Origin of the sequence: Microbulbifer okhotskensis (assembly GCF_023895975.1) — a bacterium.
GTDB lineage: Bacteria > Pseudomonadota > Gammaproteobacteria > Pseudomonadales > Cellvibrionaceae > Microbulbifer > Microbulbifer okhotskensis.
In genome coordinates this window covers 1-19071 of record NZ_JALBWM010000021.1, presented here as the reverse complement: position 1 = coordinate 19071, position 19071 = coordinate 1, and the positions used below count along the sequence as shown (strand labels likewise).

Here is a 19071-nt window from a genome sequence, read left to right as displayed (position 1 = left end):
TGCTAAAAAACCGCGCAGCCTTTGCGGGCCGCGCGGTTTTTTATTGGGCGTCGATCAAACGTTGTAGCGGTTGCGCAGGGCGGCAATGGCATTGCGTGCCAGGGCGCCGTATTGGGGGGCCGGCGCAGATACAACTTCTGGGGCAGAGCTTTCGCTCCAGGCGCGCTGGATATGGTTTTCCCCGGCTTTCTGCTTGTAAATCCGCGCCAGACCGGCGTTATAGTTTTGGCTGGTGACGGTATCCACGTGATACCAGTGAGCCTTGGTTCGGGAATGGGAGACATCCATCAGCAAATAGCCGCGCTGAGTGATCTCTACCCACTTCAGATGCGGAATCAATCCGTCCATAGCGATGGCGGCGACATCGGTCAGGTGTGATTTATCTAGGAAGCTGGAGGTCACCCCAGGTGTGACAAACTCACCACCGAGGGCGCCTCGACCGGTGAGGCGTCCGTACTTCAAAATACTGAACGGATTGCTGGCCAAGTCCCAGGCCCAGGAGCTGTGGATATCTCCAGTGAGTACAATGAAGTTATCGATATTGTTATTGGTAATATGGTCGAACAGGCGTGTGCGTGAAGCGGTATAGCCATCCCACTGATCCATATTGACGGAAAGGTCTCTGGCCAGGGTGAGTTGAGCCATCATCACCTGCTGCCCCAACACCCGCCAACGCACGCCGTCGGCTTGTGACTGGGTCAGGCCTCGATGCAACCATTCCTCTTGTTGTGTGCCGAGGATACTGCGCTCTGGATTATCGGCAGTCTGCTGGTCAAACCAGTTCGCTTGCTCAGCTCGTGCGGCGATGCGGGTATCCAGCATCATCAGGTCCATTAGGTTACCGAAGCGGAAGCTGCGGTAAATGGCCCTGTCACCAAAGAGATCCAATAGGCCGTTGTCGCGGATTGGCATCCACTCGAAGTAGGCTTGGTTAGCTACGGCGCGGCGTACAAGCCAATCGCCCTCGCCGTCCTGAGGATTGTGGTTTTCGGCACCTCCTGCCCAAGAGTTGTTGGTGGTTTCATGATCGTCCCAGACACAAATAAACGGGTGTTGGCGGTGCACTTCCTGCAGGTCAGGATCGGAACGGTATTGGGCGTAGCGCTGGCGGTAGTCCTGGATATCCACCATTTCCTTGGCGGGGATTGGCTCCCGCCCAAGGCCGGTGTCGGTGCCGTAGCCGCCGGGGCCGTATTCGTAGATGTAGTCTCCCAGGTGCAGTACCACATCCAGGTCGGCGCGCTGGGCAATTTCCCGGTAGGCATTGAAATAGCCCATGGGATAATTGGAGCAGCTGGTGACGGCGAAGCGCAGGCGATCCACATGACCGGTGGGCAGAGTCCGCGCCCGGCCTACGGGGGAATCGAAGCCGTTGGAGTAGAAACGGTAGTAATAGGTAGTACCCGGCTGCAGCCCGCTGGCATCCACTTTTATGGTGTAGTCGAGGTTGGGGCCAGTAATGCCGCTGCCGCTGTTGACCACCATACCCATCTCCGGGTCCATTGCGATCTGCCAGGTGTAGGGCAGCATAGACTCGAAGGTGGGGTCTGGCGACGGAGTAATCCGGGTCCAGAGAATCACCCGGTCCGCCAGGGGGTCACCACTGGCCACACCGTGCTGGAACGGCTCTTGGCCGGAACCGTAAGCTTTTAGAAGTGGCAGGGCCGCCAGGCTGGCGCCGGTAAATTGTAGAAACCGCCTGCGGGACAGAGACATGGGTGTTCCTTTTTGGGTTTGTTATCAAGGAACCGCAGTCTGAATTCAGAAAATGAACGCTGTGTTAATTGCTGGTCAGAATTTTTCCCAAAATAATGTGATTAGTCATGAAATTCCTCCCCAAGTGGCGAAAATGAGACATTAACCTGCTTTATCAGCAAAAACCGGTATGACTGTCGGCGTTTAGGATTTGCGTCTATGGCCCAGCGAGGGGTCGCTTCCGCCGATAAAGGGCGCTGTCGTTTCTCATCTGTGCTTCCTCGGGTATCCTGTGGCGCAAATTGAAAAAGCTGAACTCAGGGAGTTGACCCATGTTGCCCCGTTTATTGTGTACCGGTCTGATTGTTAGCGGCCTCGCTGTTGCCGGAGGTTGTTCCAAATCAGAACCCTCCAAGACCGAAGTTGAGAATGCGAGCGCGCCGATGAAAGCGGCCGCTGTAATCGAGAAGAAAAACGTTGTGGATAAGGCGCCGGAATCCGGTGTGGATTACCACTCCTTCGCCAACAGCAATGACTACCAGGTACAGCACCTGGACCTGGACCTGAGCGTAGATTTTTCGCGCAAGGTTCTGGAAGGTGAAGCCAAGCTGGACTTCGAGCGTCTCAACGACAAGAACCAGCCGATGGTGCTTGATACCCGCGAGCTGGAAGTGGTTTCGGTTTCCGCCAATGGCGCCCCGGTGAACTTCTCCATGGGCGAGAAAGACGGTCACCTGGGTACCCCGCTGAATATTGATCTGCCGGAAGATGCCACGAGCATCACCATCCGCTACCGCACTGCGCCGGGTGCCTCCGGTGTGCAGTGGCTAGAGCCACAGCAGACCGCCGGTAAGAATCACCCCTTCCTGTTCACCCAGGCCCAGGCGATTCACGCGCGCAGCTTTATCCCGCTGCAGGACTCCCCGAAAGTTCGTATCACCTACAACGCTACCGTGCACACACCGAGAGAACTGCGCGCGGTAATGAGCGCTAACAACGACCCGAAGACGGCCAAAAATGGCGTCTACGAGTTTGAGATGCCCCAGCGTATCCCTTCTTACCTGATTGCGCTGGCCGTCGGTGATCTGCAATTCAAGCCCATGGGTGAGCGCACCGGTGTCTATGCCGAGCCCTCCATGTTGGAATCTGCTGCGGCGGAGTTTGCCGATACCGAGTCCATGCTGGAAGCGACTGAGAAGGCTTATGGTCCCTACCACTGGGATCGTTACGACCTGCTGATTCTGCCGCCGAGCTTCCCCTTCGGCGGTATGGAAAACCCGCGTCTGAGCTTTATCACCCCGACGGTGATCGCCGGTGACAAGAGCTTGGTGGCCCTGATCGCCCACGAGTTGGCCCACTCCTGGTCCGGTAATCTGGTAACTAATGCCAGCTGGCGCGATCTGTGGCTGAACGAAGGTTTCACCACTTACCTGACCAACCGTATCATGCAGTTTGTCTACGGTGATGAGCGCTACCAGATGGAAATGGCTCTGGGCTACGGCGATTTGCAGGCGGATCTGGCCGATAAAGAGCCCCGCGATGAGATCATGGCGATCGACCTGCGCGGTCGTGATCCGGATGAAGTCTTCTCCAATATCCCCTACGAGAAAGGTTCTTTGTTCCTGTATGAACTGGAACAAAAAGTGGGCCGCGAAGCGTTTGACCGCTTCCTGATGGAGTACTTCAACCACTTCTCCTTCCAGAGCATCACCACAGAGGACTTCGTCAAGTACCTCGATGAAACCCTACTCAAGGAGCACGCTGACAAGCTGGATCGCGCGCGTATTCAACAGTGGATTTTTGAACCGGGTGTGCCAGAAGGTGCGCCGCATCCGCAGTCCGATGCTTTCGCCAAACTGGACCCAGTGCGCCAACAGTGGCTGGATGGCCAGCTGGCGGCCGGTGATATTGATACCAAAGATTGGACTTTCCACCAATGGAAGTACTTCCTCGACGGTATGCCAGAGAAACTGTCTGATGCGCAACTGAAGCAACTCGATAACGCTTTTGGCCTGACTGAATCCCGCAACAACGAAGTGGCTTTCAGCTGGTTGATGATTGCCGTGCGCAACGACTACGAGCCGGCGTTTGATCGCCTGGAAAACTTCCTCACCAGCATTGGTCGCAACAAGTTCCTGCGCCCGCTTTATCGCAATATGGTGGAGACGGGTAAAAAGGATGTGGCTGCACGAATTTTTGAGCGCGCCAAAGTGGGTTACCACCCGCTGTCTGTCAAGGTGAACAGCTTAGTGATCTACGGCAAGAAAGAGGCTTAACCGCTTTCTTTTTCAGCCGCCGCAATTCCTGCCACTGGCTTAAGAATTGCGGCGGCTCCCTCCGATTCCCTTTCTTTTTTTACGTAGTATTGGCTCTTAAGCTGCTTTACTCACGGGTAGTATTTTTGCGATAAGCTAGTGGCGCGCAGTCGCAAGCATATCTTTGTGTGGATTTTTTACCAGTTTGCTGGAAAGTTAAACAAACTGGTACGAAGGCATCATTTTTATGCCAGATTTCTGGCATAAAAATCATTGAATGACTGTTCAAACGGGCAGCCTTTGCGTAGTCTGCTGCCCCAGAATATTTACTCAGGAAGGGAGGCACCTATGTATAAACGAGCTTTATTATTGGTTGTCCTGGGGCTTTTCATCGTCGGTTGTGAGCGGAACCCCAGCGCTTGCACAGATAACAACAAGCGACAAACATTTCCTTTTCCACATGCAATGCGGTGACGATTAAGTCTGGGTTCTTACCCGAGTTTTTCGATTTGTCGATCGTTGAGGCCAAACAGGTAGAGTGCCGCATCCAGGCCAAATAAATTGATGGCTTGTGGAGCCTGCATTCTTACTTTGGGCTTTGGATGAATTGCGATACCCAGCTCTCCCAGATTCAACATGGGAATATCATTGGCGCCATCACCCATAGCGACAACGCGCTCAAGGCTAATATTTAATTTTTCTGCAATTTCCGTGAGCAGTTTTCGCTTGCGATCGCCGTCGATAATCGGTTCGACCACTTCACCGGTCAGTGCACCTTCTGCAAATTTCAGCTCATTGGCATAGGTAAAGTCGAGTGGTAGGCGCTCGCGCCGCAGGAATTCAGCAAAATAAGTAAAACCCCCAGAAAGCAACGCGGTTTTACAGCCCAGCGCACGCAGGGCTGTAAGTAGCTCGTAGGCCCCTTCTTTTAATGGCAATTCTTGGGCAATTTCTGCCAGGCGTTTTTCGGAAAAGCCTTTCAGTAGCGCCATACGCCTTTTGAAGCTCTCGCAAAAATCCATATCTCCAGCCATGGTGGCCTGAGTGATCGCGGTGACTTGATCACCGATTCCGGTGATCTTTGCCAGTTCGTCAATAACCTCCGCATCGATCAGGGTCGAGTCCATGTCGAAGCCGGCGAGCGCCGGGACTCTCTGTGTGGCGGCAGCTTGGATTACCAGGTCCGCTCCCAGTTGATCGGCGACTCTTAGGCAGGATAGGCGAGCGCGGTCAAAATTAAGATCTCCTTCAATCTGGAAACGAATCACGGTGCACTCAGGTCTCTGTGCCAGTGTGTCGGCAGCAACCAAGGTCCACTGTTGCCCGTCAAAAAAGCGCATCAGCTGTTGTAGTTGGGCCAGACTGGCAGAGGGACTGAGCAGGGTGACACACCAAGACGCCTGTAGCGGTGCGGCTTGCTCCGGTGCCGGTGATAACTTAATGCCGTCACGGGTAAATGGCGCAGTGCCGGAATATTCCACGCCGAGTTTTGCCTGGGTGCCGTGAAAGTCCAGGTAGCGTAAAGTGCAGTCTGCGGGGGCCTGGGTAATCTGTTCGAGGGAGAGGTGGAATTCTTGTGAGTTGGTCTGATCACCCATGAGTACTGGTCCGCTTGTATGAAATGTCTGGCGCATTATAGCTCTAGTCAGAATCTTCGCTAAAATTGCCGCCACTATCTGAGATACTGGTGATCAGCTTGGCGCAAGAGTGAGTTCAGCGTCCAGTACTGTTTTGAGACAACCTAATTCTGAAGCGATAGATACATCGGGTTGAACTATTTCGGCGCCAGGTTTACCAATCGCTCAGGAATTAATTTGGCGTGCACAAGTTGAGTGCCCGTCGCAAAAATATCGGCTGACTCAAGTATTTGGGTCAGTAATTTGGGGCAGCCTGTAAATGAGTCTTAAAAGGCTATTTATAGGCAAGGCAAAAAACAATACGCAATAATTTCTGCCGCGATTTATGTCAATTTTAAAAGTATCCACTCTTCGTAAAGTGCCGGCCCAGCTTGCACTTCTTTCCAAACAGGCTCGCCAGCGTTTATTGGCGTTCGCAATCTGGGCAACGCTGGCCGTGTTCTGCGCGACTGCCTTGGGGCATTTATATGGGCAGCAGCGTGCGGTGGCGATAGAGCGGGACAGGACTTCCGCAAACGCGGCAGCGACTTTCCTCGCCGGGCAAAGCCTGGAGAGTATTATGGCTGGAGATCGTATCAGCTTGCAGCTGATCTCCCGTCAATTGTTGGAGTTGCCTTCAGTTTCTGGCATTTTGATAGAAGATGTAGAGTCGAATACGCTTGCTGAAGTTGGTGATCTGAAGAGCGGAGAGGCCATTACTGAGCCGGTGGTCCTACACGACAGTATTGCTGGCAATATTACCTTGGCACTGGTGCCTGGTAGCTCCGTTACTTTTCCCTGGGCCAGCTTGCTGCTGACTTTGGTATTTGCACTGCCGTTTAGTGCTGCCGCGGCGCTACTCGCCGGCAGCCTATCCGGTGGACGCAAGTTGTCCGCAGAAACAATAAACTCCCCGGCAGAGGTTGATAGAGTGGCGGAGTCCAGCATTGGACTCTTCCTTCGCCCCCTGAATTGGGCTCAGCTTGGAAACCAGCTGAGCCGCAGTGCTCTGGAAGGCCTGCAGCGCGAGCTGGACGGCCGTATGCGCTTGTTACAACGGATTTATGGCGCCCACTCGCTGAGTTGTGCAGGGCCTCAAGTCGGTTTGGGTTTCTCGGGAACCGATGCCGCATTCCGCGCGGTTTGTTGCGGTTTGTTGCTGCGGGAGATGCAGAGTGTGAGCCGTGCCACCGGTATGAAGTTGGCTCTGGCGGTAGTGCCGTCCCAGCCGGAACGCCCGGATTTTTGTGCGGATCAATTGCTCAATCAATCGCGGGGCCTGTTTCTGCACCCGGAACTGCTGGAGGATACTTCTCTGGTTGGACGTATTGAGCACCATGGTGCCGGCTGGACCCTGGAAGTGACAGGTCTGACGCCTTCCTATCAAAAACTCCTCGACAGCCAATTGCAGCAGCTTCTCGGCGCTGAGGCGACGCCCCATAGGACCCCGGTGGGCTAAGTGACTGATAACCCCTTGCGATGTATTTTTGGCGCATCCTTTACGTTTACGTTAACGTAAACTATTGCTAGGCTTGGCGGAGCCTCGAGGAAGTACTTATGAAAGCCAAAGCCAGTATCGTAGAGCCCCATAGTTACAGTATTTCAGAACTGGCACGGGAATTTGATATCACCACCCGAACTATCCGTTTCTATGAGGATAAGGGCCTACTCAAGCCGGAGCGGCGCGGCCAAACCCGCGTGTATAGCCCTGAAGAGCGGGTGCGCCTGAAGCTGATTCTGCGCGGCAAGCGGCTGGGGTTTTCCCTGGATGAAAGCCGCGAGATTATCGATATGTACGATCCTGCCCACGGCAATGTGGAGCAGTTGCAGCGCCTCCTGGAACATATCGGCCAGAAGCGTGAGCACCTGTGCCAGCAGTTGCGGGATATTGAGAGCCTGATGGGGGAGCTGGAAGAAGCTGAGGCGCGTGCCCAGGTGGCTCTGGTGCGCAGCCGTAAGAACGAAAGTCCCTAATAAATTCGGCGGGTCTCAGGTGAATGCCTATAACCCTGTGTCATGTAGTAACACGGGGCCAATGGGATGAGTGAGCTGCGGGCGCGACCAGAAGAAAAACACTTTTAATTATCAGTGGAGTCACTATGAATACCTCCTACCCAACCCTGAATTTCGGTCTCGGTGAAGACATCGATATGCTCCGTGACATGGTGTACAAATTCTGCCAGGCGGAGCTGGCGCCCCGTGCGGCGCAGATCGATGAGGAAAACCTGTTCCCTGCGGATATGTGGAAGAAGTTCGGTGAGCTGGGCCTGCTCGGCATGACCGTGGATGAGGAGTTTGGCGGCTCCAATATGGGTTACCTGGCTCACGCTGTGGCCATGGAGGAAATCTCCCGCGCCTCTGCCTCCGTAGGCCTGTCCTACGGTGCCCACTCAAACCTGTGTGTAAACCAGATCCACAAGAACGGCACTCGTGAGCAGAAGCTCAAGTATTTGCCCAAGCTGTGTTCCGGTGAGCATGTCGGCGCACTGGCGATGAGTGAGCCCAACTCCGGCTCTGATGTGGTGAGCCTGCAATTACGTGCCGAGAAACGCGGTGATCGCTTCATCTTGAACGGCAACAAAATGTGGATCACCAACGGTCCCGATGCCACCACCTATGTCATTTACGCGCGCACCGAACCGGGCATCAGTTCCGGCGGTATTACGGCGTTTATTGTCGAGCGCGGCTTTGCGGGTTTCTCCCAAGCGCAAAAACTCGACAAACTCGGCATGCGCGGTTCGAACACCTGTGAGCTGGTGTTCGAAGATTGTGAAGTACCGGAAGAAAATATCCTCGGCGAACTGAATGGCGGCGTGCGGGTATTGATGAGTGGCCTCGATTACGAGCGCACCATTCTTTCCGGTGGCCCCGTAGGGATTATGCAGGCGTGTCTGGATGTGGTGGTGCCCTACATTCATGACCGTAAACAGTTCGGCAAGGCCATCGGTGAATTCCAGCTGATGCAGGGCAAGATTGCCGATATGTACGCAGACCTGAATGCCAGCCGCTCCTATCTTTACGCGGTGGCCAGAGCCTGTGATCGCGGTGAGGACTCGCGCAAAGACGCCGCTGCAGTAATCCTGTTTACTGCAGAGCGTGCAACACAGATGGCCCTACAGGCCATCCAGACCTTGGGTGGTAATGGCTACATCAATGAGTACGCCACTGGCCGCCTGTTGCGCGATGCCAAGCTCTACGAAATTGGTGCGGGCACTTCAGAAGTGCGCCGTATGCTGATCGGTCGTGAACTGTTTAAAGAAACCCGCTAAGGCTGGGCATTTCTCCTCGCCGCTGGCGTCTGCCGGCGGCAGCTGTCTCTAGCCGGGTACTGCGGCAATAAACCGCGCCCTGTGGAGGTCTTTTCTCCGGGAAAGTGAATCAGATTTTATGAATCAGTTGCAAAGCAAAATAAATACACGCGACGCCGCCTTTAGTGAAAACCGCGAGCAAATGCAGGCGCTGGTGGCAGACCTGCGTGAAAAAGTGGAAGCCATTGCCCAGGGTGGTGGCGAGCGCGCACGGGAAAAACACCTGGCCCGCGGTAAATTATTACCTCGGGATCGTATCGATGCGCTGCTCGATCCGGGTAGTCCGTTTATGGAGTTTTCCCAACTGGCCGCTCACGATGTTTATGGTGAGAATGTTCCGGCCGCGGGTATTATTACCGGTATCGGCACTGTATCCGGCCAGCCCTGTGTCATCGTCGCCAACGATGCCACGGTAAAAGGTGGTAGCTACTATCCGCTCACGGTGAAAAAACACCTGCGCGCGCAGACGATTGCCGAGCAGAACAACCTGCCGTGTATTTATCTGGTGGATTCCGGCGGTGCCAACCTGCCGCGCCAGGACGATGTATTCCCGGACCGCGAACATTTCGGCCGCATCTTCTTTAACCAGGCCAACCTGTCTGCGCAAAACATTCCACAGATTGCCGTAGTCATGGGAAGTTGTACTGCCGGCGGTGCTTATGTGCCGGCCATGGCGGATGAGTCGATTATGGTGAAGGAGCAGGCCACCATCTTCCTGGCTGGGCCACCGCTGGTAAAAGCGGCCACCGGCGAAGAGGTTTCTGCGGAGGAATTGGGGGGGGCCGAGGTGCACTGTCGCACTTCCGGGGTTTCCGATCACTACGCCAACAACGATGTACATGCCCTACAGCTGGCGCGTCGTTCGGTGGCGCGTCTGAACCGTATCAAGACTCCCGGCCTGGATATCCAGAAACCGGTAGAGCCGATGTATCCACCGCAAGATATCTACGGTGTGGTGCCCAAGGACGCGCGCCAGCCTTTCGATGTGCGCGAGGTTATCGCGCGGGTGGTGGACGGTTCTGAATTCGATGAATTCAAAGCACTGTACGGCACTACGCTGGTGACCGGTTTTGCCCGTATCAATGGTTACCCGGTGGGCATTGTCGCCAACAACGGCATCCTGTTTGCGGAGAGCGCACAAAAAGGCGCGCACTTTATTGAACTGTGTGCACAGCGCAAGATTCCGTTGGTGTTTCTGCAAAATATCACCGGCTTTATGGTGGGCAAGCAGTACGAAGCGGGCGGCATCGCCAAGCACGGCGCCAAGATGGTGACCGCAGTGGCCACCGCCAAGGTGCCAAAAATCACCATCTTGATCGGCGGCTCTTTTGGTGCCGGTAACTACGGTATGTGTGGCCGCGCCTACGATCCCAACTTCCTGTTTATGTGGCCCAACGCGCGTATCTCGGTCATGGGTGGCGAACAGGCCGCCGGCGTACTGGCCCAGGTAAAGCGTGACCAGATGGCAGCGCGCGGCGAAACCTGGAGCGAAGAGGAAGAGCGCCAGTTTAAGCGGCCGATTGTGGATAATTACGAACATCAGGGGCACCCCTATTACGCCTCCGCGCGCCTGTGGGATGACGGTGTCATCGATCCGGCAGATACCCGCCGCGTGCTCGCCTTGTGCCTGGCGGCTGCCAGCCACAAGGCGCCGCAAGAGACCCAGTTCGGCGTGTTCCGCATGTAACAAATCGCAGTATTGCGGCGCCGGTGATTTATCCCCACGCCGCATATAAAGAGGCCCCATTCGAGAAATGACAATGAGCGATAAATTGCTGTGCGAAGTGGATAGCGAGGGTGTGGCGACGGTCACCCTGAACCGCCCGGAAATTCACAACGCTTTTGACGATGAACTGATTCACCTTCTGGCAACCACTTTCGAAAACCTGGCGCAAAACCCTGCAGTGCGAGTCTTGGTACTGGCTTCCAACGGCAAGAGTTTTTCCGCCGGCGCTGACCTCAATTGGATGAAGCGCATGGCGATTTATTCCGAAGAGGAAAATCGCCGCGATTCTGCTGCACTCGCCGCCATGCTGTATAAGCTCGACACTTTCCCTACGCCCACAATAGCGCGGGTGCAGGGTGCGGCTTTTGGTGGCGCCGTGGGCTTGGTGAGCTGCTGCGATATGGCCGTGGCCACTGAACGCGCCAGCTTTTGCTTGTCCGAAGTCAAAATCGGCCTGTTGCCCGCCACCATCAGCCCCTATGTGATCAATGCCATCGGTACCCGCCATGCACGTCGCTATTTTGTCACTGCGGAGCGTTTTTCCGCCGAGCGGGCAGCGGAAATTGGTCTGGTATCTGAAGTTTGCGCCGAGGGCGATTTGGATCTGCACGTGCAGAAACTGGTGGCCGCCATCGCGGACAATGGTCCTCGGGCGGTTGCCATGGCCAAGCAATTGGCTATGTCTATGTCCAATCGCGTGGTTAACGACGAACTGCAAGGGCAGACCAGTGCGTTGATCGCCGCCGTGCGGGTATCGCCGGAAGGACAGGAAGGATTGGCCGCGTTTTTAGAAAAACGCGCGCCCAAGTGGATGAATGGTAGCGACGGATAAATTTCGGGTTCTTTATGATTCGCAAACTGTTAATAGCCAATCGCGGCGAAATTGCCTGCCGCATTATCAAGACCGCTCGCCGACTGGGGGTGGCCACCGTTGCCGTGTATTCCGATGCTGATGCGGACGCGCTACACGTGCAGATGGCGGATGAATCGGTACATTTGGGGGCGGCCCCGGCCAGGGAATCTTACCTGGATGCCACCAAAGTGCTGGATGCCGCGAAGCAGACCGGGGCGGATGCTATCCACCCCGGCTACGGTTTCCTGTCGGAAAATGCCGAATTCTGCCGCGCCTGCGACAATGCCGGTATTATTTTTGTCGGCCCGCCCACCGGTGCGATTGAGGCTATGGGTTCAAAGTCCGCCGCCAAGCGCATTATGGAAGAGGCCAGTGTACCTCTGGTACCCGGTTATCACGGCACCAACCAGAATGAAGATCTTCTCGAGGGGCATGCCAACCGTATTGGTTACCCGGTACTGCTAAAAGCCGCCGCCGGTGGTGGCGGCAAGGGTATGCGCCGTGTCGACAGTGTCTCTGAATTCCACGAAGCACTGGCCGCTGCCAAGCGCGAGGCCATGAACGCCTTTAACGATGACATTATGTTGCTGGAACGCTATGTGGTGAGCCCGCGTCATGTGGAGATCCAGGTGTTCTGTGATCAGCAGGGCAATGGTATTTATCTGTTTGAGCGGGATTGCTCGGTGCAACGCCGTCACCAGAAAGTAGTGGAAGAGGCCCCGGCGCCGGGTATGACTGCGGAGCTGCGTGCGCGTATGGGGGATGCAGCGCTGCGAGCTGCCCACGCGATCGGTTACGTGGGAGCCGGCACGGTGGAATTCCTGCTGGATGCCAGCGGTGCCTTCTACTTTATGGAAATGAATACCCGCCTGCAGGTGGAGCACCCGGTGACGGAAATGATCACCGACCAGGATTTGGTGGCCTGGCAGCTGGCGGTAGCCGCAGGCGAGCCTTTGCCGCTGGGCCAGGATGATCTGCAGATCAACGGCCACGCCATGGAAGTGCGTATCTATGCCGAAGATCCGGACAACGACTTCCTGCCATCTACCGGTGTGTTGCTACGCCACCAGCCCCCGGCGGAAGGTGAGGGCGTACGGGTCGATACCGGCGTGCAGGCCGGCGATGAAATCAGCGTGCACTACGACCCAATGATCGCCAAGTTGATCTGCCATGGTCGCACGCGTAAAGAGGCCCTGGCCAAACTAGACCGCGCCCTGCGCGATTATCAGATCGCCGGCGTGCGTCACAATATTGAGTTCTTGCGCCGGGTGATTAATCACGAGGCATTCGTGTGTGGTCGTGTATCCACCCACTTTATCGAAGACTACGAAGCGCAAGTGCTGCACCAGGAACAGGCACTGACTCCGCTGAAGTGCGCAGCCATTGCTGCATACCTGCATCAATGTGAAGTTCGCAATCTGTGCGTCAGCGCCCCACAGCGGGACCCCTTCTCCCCCTGGCACAGTGGTAACAATTGGCGCAATGCTCTGGCCGGCAGCCGTACCCAGACTGTGGATTACCGTGGCCATCATGCGCAAATCCGCTTTGTCGCCGAAGGCGATAGCTTGCACTGGACCTGCGATGCCTTGTCCGAGGAAAAAAACAGTGGCGAGGTTCGTCTGCTGCCGGGTTGCGATATCGCCCTAGTGGATGGTCGCCGTGTTAATTTCTCCGCCGTAGATACCCGCGATGGCGGTGTGGTGTTTATCGAAGGCACCCAGGTGGAATTCAAGCTGTTGCCGCCGGATATCGGAGAGAGTAACGACCAGGCCCACGGACTCGATGCCCCCATGAACGGCACCATTATTTCCCTGCTGGTAGAGCCAGGCTCTACTGTGGAAAAAGACCAGCCGCTACTGGTAATGGAAGCGATGAAAATGGAGCACACCCTGCGCGCGCCTGGCGCCGGCACGGTACATCAGTTTTTCTGTGCCGAAGGTGAGCTGGTGGACGGCGGCAGCCTGCTGGTGGATTTTGCCGCGGAGGCGCAATAATGAAACTACCCAAGCAAGTCAAAATGGTAGAAGTGGGTCCGCGTGATGGTCTGCAAAATGAAGAGCAACCCATCTCGGTGGAAACCCGTATCGCCTTGGTGGATAAGCTCAGTGCCAGCGGTTTGTCGGTTATTGAAGCCGGCAGTTTTGTCAGCCCCAAGTGGGTCCCGCAGATGGCTGCGAGTGAAGAAGTGCTGGCGGGTATCCAGCGCAAGGACGGTGTAATCTACAGCGCCCTGACGCCCAACTTAAAAGGCTATGAGCGCGCACTGGAGGCCAAGGCCGACGAGGTCGCCGTATTCGGTGCAGCTTCGGAAGCCTTTACCCAGAAAAATATCAATTGCAGTATCGCCGAAAGTCTGGAGCGCTTCCGCCCGCTGGTGGAAAAAGCCAAACAGGACGCTATCCCCGTGCGCGGTTATGTCTCCTGCGTACTGGGCTGCCCCTATGAAGGCGATATTGACCCGGCCAAGGTGGCCGAGGTCAGTGCCGCCCTGTTGGAAATGGGCTGCTACGAGATTTCTCTCGGTGACACCATCGGTGTCGGCACCCCGGAAGCCGCCAAGCGTATGCTGGAACAGGTGATGGCCCGTGTACCGGTGGAAAAACTCGCGGTGCACTTCCACGATACCTACGGTCAGGCGTTGGCTAATATCTACGCTGCCCTGCAAATGGGCGTTGCCGTAGTGGACTCCGCCGTAGCCGGCCTGGGCGGCTGCCCCTATGCTCGCGGCGCCTCCGGCAATGTTGCCAGTGAGGATGTGCTCTATATGCTCAATGGCCTGGGTATTGAAACCGGCGTGGATTTACAGTTGCTCGCTGAGGCCGGGAACTTTATTTCTGAACAGCTGCGGCGGGAAACTAACTCGCGGGTGGCTAAGGCTTTGGTGCCTTGCTGAGGTGTTAATTGATTCACATCAGGGTTCTGAACTCGGTCTTGGTGTGAATTTAATTGCTAGGATTTAGCTCGAGACAGTCGGTCAGAGGTTATATTTAGGCATCCGCCTTCCCCAGCTTTATTCCCTTTTACCTAAAAAAATCTGCATGTGGCCCTCCGGTCGATTCAAACTATACCATGTCGTTTTACCGTATCAGCCTTGCTGGAATCTACCTCCAATAATCGATTGCCGGCTCTGCAAGAGAGTAATCTGACTTTGATTTTTGGCGCCGTTTCCTCCAATAATCGTCAGTAATTGAATCCCTTCAATGCTTCAGCCGGTGAAGTATTAACCATGGCTCAATACTTGCCGCGTCTGTTACTGGGCCTCTTCTAATCGGTAGGACTATTTTAGTTTCTGCTATTATCCATCGGCCACTGGCACTATCGAGTATCTCATTTCACCCGCTGTAGGAGTCATATCCAAGTCCCTAACATGGAACCGTTCTTTATGGAGGATTTTAAGATGAAAATCTATTTTGTGGCCCTTTCCCTAGTGTTACTTACGGCTACTACAGTTGCTGAGGAGTACAAATCAATTACCACGGCCGGTTATTCAAATTTGGACTTTGATACAGATAGTGGCGATGATTTTTCGATTGAAACAAGCTATTACTTTTCTGGTAAGGAGTCTCTTGGACCTCGAAGGGTATAAATAAGTCTAGTAACTTGTCAGCGGCATACTATCATCGAAACATTGGGGGTGGAGACAATGATGATTACGCTATTGCTGGTGAATACTTCACTGAAAGTGGGTTTAAATTTGGTGCTAATTTAACCAAGTTGTGGGGGGGGGCTTCAACTCTGTATCCTTGGGGTATCTATTTACACCTGATTTTCTTTTGGAGCTTAATGTTACCGAAGGTGATGTATATGCTGAAGCAAGATATAACTATCAGCTGAATGATACTAGTTATATTGGTTTTGATTTTTATACCGATGAGCGATTTAATTGGCAGATATTTTCATCTAAATATTTCTCAAAGGTTGGAGAAAGTCAGTATATAGCCGCTGGCTTTAGCTATTACTATAATGATAGCTGGAATGATTACTCGCAACTGGATGCAAATTACTGGAAGCTAGATGCAGATTACTACTTTACTCAGAATACCTCTCTTGGTGTCGAGTATGATGAGAATAGCGATTATAAATTTATTTTTTCTCACTTTTTCAATCGTAATGTAGCGGTGGAAGCATCTTATAGTACAGTTTTAGATAATGTTTTTAAACATTCCAGTTTTGGGAGTGACATCTATGCAACAATCTGGAATACGGATGTGGATGTAAATAAATTTGAGTTGGATTTGGTTGTGCAGTTCTAATTCGGGAAAGTAAAAAGGGCTGTCGGTCGTGAGTCCTTTTCATACTTGCGATTTTCAAACATGTAATTTGTGTGCAATCAAAAACTTAAATAATTGATGTTTTGGTCTTTGGGGAATTGTTTTTTATAGCGATAGGTTTTTAAGTAAATAAAAGCTGTTTCTCGGACCTATGTATTGATCCGGCGGGCAAATAATACTGCACTGCGTGACTTTCTATTTGAGATGCTGCTCCATTAAAGATGCAGTTTAAGGAGCTGTTTGTTCGCTGGGTTAATCGTTTGCGTATTGTATGGAGGAAGAAAGCTACCATTACATCGGCCTCCTTCGTGAAACGCAATTGTTTCTCTGGGGAGGACTTCTTGCACGCAGAAAAAGAGGTGAAGATAGGGTAATCACTCTTCTGAGGATTCCGGCGGTTCAATTTTTCTCTTTTCTGCTGCTTTTGCCAGAATCTTCCGCCCTCTATTGGAGATCTTCTCAGCCTCTTCACTGGGGTCTCGGTTCCAGCGTTTCGGAATGTTGTCCCAGTCACTATAAATGGTGAAGGGATTATGGGTTGCTCCCCTTGGAGGAAGTCCGGTATACCCGCGGTGCTTGAGCTGGTAAAGATAGTTGTTTGATAGTCGCCTATCACGTGCCGCATCGGCCAATTGCGGATAAAGGTCCACCTTTGTCATGCCTTCGTTGCCATCGAGTGAACATATGATATTTCCGTCAAAATCGCAGGCCATAGATCGGCCAAAATAGGCGTAGGAGCTATCCTCGCCTGTGTGATTGACGGCTACCACATAGGCTTGGTTTTCATAGGCACGCACCTGATTTGTGATGCCCCAAATATGATCCCAGGGATACATGTATTTGGCGGGCCTAAGGATAACATTTGCGCCCTTCCAGGCGGCTTCGCGCGCCACCTCTGGATAATCAAGATCTGAGCAAATCGCAATAGCCAGTTTCGATCCTTTCGGTCCGTTGCAAACCGACATGTCGGGTCCGGGACTCCATGGTTCCATGGGACACCACGGGATCATTTTCCGATAGGATAGAGCGACTTTGCCATCATTATTGATCAGCACCATAGCATTATATGGTTTCATATTCGGTTCAGGCGCACGTTCAACAACGGATACACACAACCAAACGCCATATTCCTTAGCAATTTTTCCGAAAGCTTCAGTTTCAGGGCCTGGTATTGTCGAAGCTAATTTTAAATGTGCGGCGTAAGGGTGGAAGCCGAAACCGTAGGTGCTGTATTCAGGGAAAATAATCAGGTCCACGCCAGGAAAACATAAACACGCACGATCAATATACGCTCCAATCCTCTTAATGTTTTTCTTGACGCCTTTGGCATCAGATGCGGCACTCGGTGAAAATTGAATAAGTACTACGCTCATCGCATCTGGAATAGGGTTAATTGCTGGCATCCCGTTTCTCCCTAAAAGTTTAGAGGCCACTTGGAAATACAACTTATACATCTAATTATATCAAAATTAGAACGTATCAAAGACGTGATTCCGTTTTTAAATCCATCTATCAAGAAGATACGGAAACGCTAAGTGTGGTCTGAATTAGTACTTTTTAGCTTGCCGGTCAACAGTTGAGCCAGATATAGCCTATACCACCATCAAGTATCTGTTTCGTATGTAGTGTTACTGTTACAAGTGTGTCGAAATCTACAGCTAGTTCGATAGTAAATATAATCAGAATATTATATTTCCCTGTGAGGGAGGTGCTGTAAAAATTCAGATTTAACATCGGTTTAGATAGGGCGGAATTTCTACTTCAATATAGAGTAACTTGTTGGTGATAATCTCGCTTTATCGTATTCCTATAAATTTCAAAAGGGACTTATGCTGGGATTACCCCGGCCTCCGCGGATTTCAAATTATAGAATAACAATCAAATCGACGTTGATAATTGCTACTGAAATCAATCAAGTTTTCAAGCATGTTTCGGTCTTGCAGGATAAGGTATCTGAGTCGATTTGGATGGTTTAAATTCCTATTGAAATTATGAGGCAAACTGTTATTTCTAATTGGATTTTAGTAGGACTAATTCCCCAACTTGAAGCGTTCGACTGCCGCGCTTCCCTCTGCCAATATCAAGGAAGTTCCCTAGCTAAATTGATTAATAAAGTAGACCATTTAGTGCCTTGAATTCGTGGTTTCGCAGTGATCTTAAAGCATAACTGTGCCGCTGACTGGCCAGTTAAATGATCAGCTATTTGATCAAGTTTAGCGGAGCTTCACAAGCCTACATAAAACGGTCAGCCCCGCCGGATGCATTAATGGTATCTCCGGTCACAAAGTTGTTGCGTGCTGAGCAAAGGTAAGCTGTGAGAGAGGCGATATCTTCCGGTGCGCCAGGGTGTTTTACCGGTGTACACTTTGCTGATACTCGAGCAAGGAGTTCTTCATCCGAAATTCCTGCAAATTCTGGTGTGGTCTTGCGGATAAAGGGGATCATATTATTTTTCCAATTCTCAGTTTTTACAGCTCCAACACCAATCGTATTGACCAGAATATTGTCCGCAGCAACTTCCAGTGCCAGGGCCTTCGATAGATTATTGATAGCTGCACTTAGGACATGAGAAATAAATAACTTGGGGTTAGGATAGGTACCGCCAATTGATGACATATTGACAATCCTCCCCCAGCCCTTTTCCTGCATATAGGGAATAGTAGCTTTGCACATGCGTCGCATGGAGGTAAGCTTTACTGCGGTCATCTGCTCCCAGTCTTCTTCCGTCGAGGACAACAGGCCACCTGCTTGGGCACGTCCGGCATTATTGACGAGAATCTCTGGCGGCCCGAAGGTATCGAGGGTTTTATCAAGGATACGCTGAACAGAATCAGGCTCAGTTACATCTACTGCGATTGAAATAATACCGGATTTAAAATTCTTATGAAACGTGTTCTCTGCTGTCTGCAAGCGATCTTTTCGCCGTGCAACGAGAACAACCTTTGCGCCATTTGCAAGGAACTCTTCCGCAATTGCATAACCAATACCCGAGCTTGCACCAGTGACAACGGCAACACGGTCTGAAATACCAAGATTCATTACTCAACTCCATCGGGTTGTTACTATGATTGATAAGTTCTTGTTTGAGATCATCGGTCCAGGCATATTTTCTGATACTAGATTTAATCCTGTAAAGATTTAGAATTTTCGTTTCAGAAACGTCTACCTGGCTGATATCTGTGCTAATACGTGAAGCCACGTTACGTGTGTAAAGACGTTTTTTTAGTGTTTGTAAAGGCTCTAGCTCCGGGTACACTGAGTTCACGATCATATTAAAAGTGTTCTATACCCCTATCAACACTTCGGACAGTTTCATACAGCTATAGCCCCATAGTCACTGTACTGCT

General features: G+C 52.5%; 14 protein-coding genes. 10 read left to right on the top strand and 4 right to left on the bottom strand.

All coding sequences use genetic code 11. From position 1 onward, the window contains the following. Positions 1-54 precede the first annotated feature (54 nt). Positions 55-1716, bottom strand: a complete 1662-nt coding sequence (locus tag MO867_RS07180) for an alkaline phosphatase D family protein (protein WP_252465618.1) — start codon at positions 1714-1716, stop codon at positions 55-57. A 311-nt stretch (positions 1717-2027) separates the two neighbouring features. On the opposite strand from MO867_RS07180, the gene MO867_RS07175 reads away from it, so the two are divergent. Then, positions 2028-3971 carry a M1 family metallopeptidase gene (locus MO867_RS07175; protein WP_252465617.1) on the top strand — a complete coding sequence of 648 codons (1944 nt, stop codon included), beginning with the start codon at positions 2028-2030 and terminating at the stop codon, positions 3969-3971. A gap of 470 nt (positions 3972-4441) precedes the next feature. Here MO867_RS07175 and serB read toward each other — a convergent pair whose 3' ends face one another. After that, positions 4442-5584, bottom strand: a complete 1143-nt coding sequence (gene serB, locus MO867_RS07170) for a phosphoserine phosphatase SerB (RefSeq protein ID WP_252465616.1) — start codon at positions 5582-5584, stop codon at positions 4442-4444. Between the two features lie 328 nt (positions 5585-5912). On the opposite strand from serB, the gene MO867_RS07165 reads away from it, so the two are divergent. The 9 genes from MO867_RS07165 to MO867_RS07125 all read left to right on the top strand — a co-directional run bounded on the left by MO867_RS07165 (position 5913) and on the right by MO867_RS07125 (position 15706). Then, a complete protein-coding gene (locus MO867_RS07165; RefSeq protein ID WP_252465615.1) occupies positions 5913-7025 on the top strand; it encodes a hypothetical protein in 1113 nt (370 codons plus the stop codon). Between the two features lie 98 nt (positions 7026-7123). Continuing rightward, on the top strand, positions 7124-7540 hold the full coding sequence (locus MO867_RS07160) for a MerR family transcriptional regulator (RefSeq protein ID WP_252465614.1): 417 nt from the start codon (positions 7124-7126) through the stop codon (positions 7538-7540). A gap of 125 nt (positions 7541-7665) precedes the next feature. Next, positions 7666-8835 (top strand): isovaleryl-CoA dehydrogenase, encoded by a 1170-nt coding sequence (locus tag MO867_RS07155; RefSeq protein ID WP_252465613.1) that lies wholly within the window; start codon positions 7666-7668, stop codon positions 8833-8835. Between the two features lie 118 nt (positions 8836-8953). Beyond that, a complete protein-coding gene (locus tag MO867_RS07150) occupies positions 8954-10561 on the top strand; it encodes a carboxyl transferase domain-containing protein (RefSeq protein WP_252465611.1) in 1608 nt (535 codons plus the stop codon). A gap of 73 nt (positions 10562-10634) precedes the next feature. Next, entirely contained in the window at positions 10635-11432 is a 798-nt protein-coding gene (locus MO867_RS07145; RefSeq protein ID WP_252465610.1) for an enoyl-CoA hydratase/isomerase family protein, read from the top strand. A 14-nt stretch (positions 11433-11446) separates the two neighbouring features. Then, entirely contained in the window at positions 11447-13447 is a 2001-nt protein-coding gene (locus MO867_RS07140; RefSeq protein WP_252465609.1) for an acetyl-CoA carboxylase biotin carboxylase subunit, read from the top strand. Then, positions 13447-14346: a hydroxymethylglutaryl-CoA lyase gene (locus MO867_RS07135; protein ID WP_252465607.1), complete on the top strand. Its 900-nt coding sequence runs from the start codon at positions 13447-13449 to the stop codon at positions 14344-14346. The genes MO867_RS07140 and MO867_RS07135 overlap by 1 nt, the downstream gene beginning before the upstream one ends. A gap of 504 nt (positions 14347-14850) precedes the next feature. After that, positions 14851-15039 carry a hypothetical protein gene (locus tag MO867_RS07130; protein ID WP_252465606.1) on the top strand — a complete coding sequence of 63 codons (189 nt, stop codon included), beginning with the start codon at positions 14851-14853 and terminating at the stop codon, positions 15037-15039. A gap of 187 nt (positions 15040-15226) precedes the next feature. Next, positions 15227-15706 (top strand): putative porin, encoded by a 480-nt coding sequence (locus MO867_RS07125; protein WP_252465605.1) that lies wholly within the window; start codon positions 15227-15229, stop codon positions 15704-15706. Positions 15707-16098: 392 nt separating this feature from the next. Here MO867_RS07125 and MO867_RS07120 read toward each other — a convergent pair whose 3' ends face one another. Then, a complete protein-coding gene (locus tag MO867_RS07120) occupies positions 16099-17127 on the bottom strand; it encodes a nitrilase-related carbon-nitrogen hydrolase (RefSeq protein WP_252465604.1) in 1029 nt (342 codons plus the stop codon). Between the two features lie 829 nt (positions 17128-17956). Further along, positions 17957-18763 (bottom strand): SDR family NAD(P)-dependent oxidoreductase, encoded by an 807-nt coding sequence (locus tag MO867_RS07115; protein ID WP_252465603.1) that lies wholly within the window; start codon positions 18761-18763, stop codon positions 17957-17959. Between the last annotated feature and the right edge of the window lie 308 nt (positions 18764-19071).

Coding starts and splice junctions, on each gene's coding strand:
- MO867_RS07180 (WP_252465618.1), bottom strand. CDS start 1,716: ATGTCTCTGTCCCGCAGGCGGTTTCTACAATTTACCGGCGCCAGCCTG.
- MO867_RS07175 (WP_252465617.1), top strand. CDS start 2,028: ATGTTGCCCCGTTTATTGTGTACCGGTCTGATTGTTAGCGGCCTCGCT.
- serB (WP_252465616.1), bottom strand. CDS start 5,584: ATGCGCCAGACATTTCATACAAGCGGACCAGTACTCATGGGTGATCAG.
- MO867_RS07165 (WP_252465615.1), top strand. CDS start 5,913: ATGTCAATTTTAAAAGTATCCACTCTTCGTAAAGTGCCGGCCCAGCTT.
- MO867_RS07160 (WP_252465614.1), top strand. CDS start 7,124: ATGAAAGCCAAAGCCAGTATCGTAGAGCCCCATAGTTACAGTATTTCA.
- MO867_RS07155 (WP_252465613.1), top strand. CDS start 7,666: ATGAATACCTCCTACCCAACCCTGAATTTCGGTCTCGGTGAAGACATC.
- MO867_RS07150 (WP_252465611.1), top strand. CDS start 8,954: ATGAATCAGTTGCAAAGCAAAATAAATACACGCGACGCCGCCTTTAGT.
- MO867_RS07145 (WP_252465610.1), top strand. CDS start 10,635: ATGAGCGATAAATTGCTGTGCGAAGTGGATAGCGAGGGTGTGGCGACG.
- MO867_RS07140 (WP_252465609.1), top strand. CDS start 11,447: ATGATTCGCAAACTGTTAATAGCCAATCGCGGCGAAATTGCCTGCCGC.
- MO867_RS07135 (WP_252465607.1), top strand. CDS start 13,447: ATGAAACTACCCAAGCAAGTCAAAATGGTAGAAGTGGGTCCGCGTGAT.
- MO867_RS07130 (WP_252465606.1), top strand. CDS start 14,851: ATGAAAATCTATTTTGTGGCCCTTTCCCTAGTGTTACTTACGGCTACT.
- MO867_RS07120 (WP_252465604.1), bottom strand. CDS start 17,127: ATGCCAGCAATTAACCCTATTCCAGATGCGATGAGCGTAGTACTTATT.
- MO867_RS07115 (WP_252465603.1), bottom strand. CDS start 18,763: ATGAATCTTGGTATTTCAGACCGTGTTGCCGTTGTCACTGGTGCAAGC.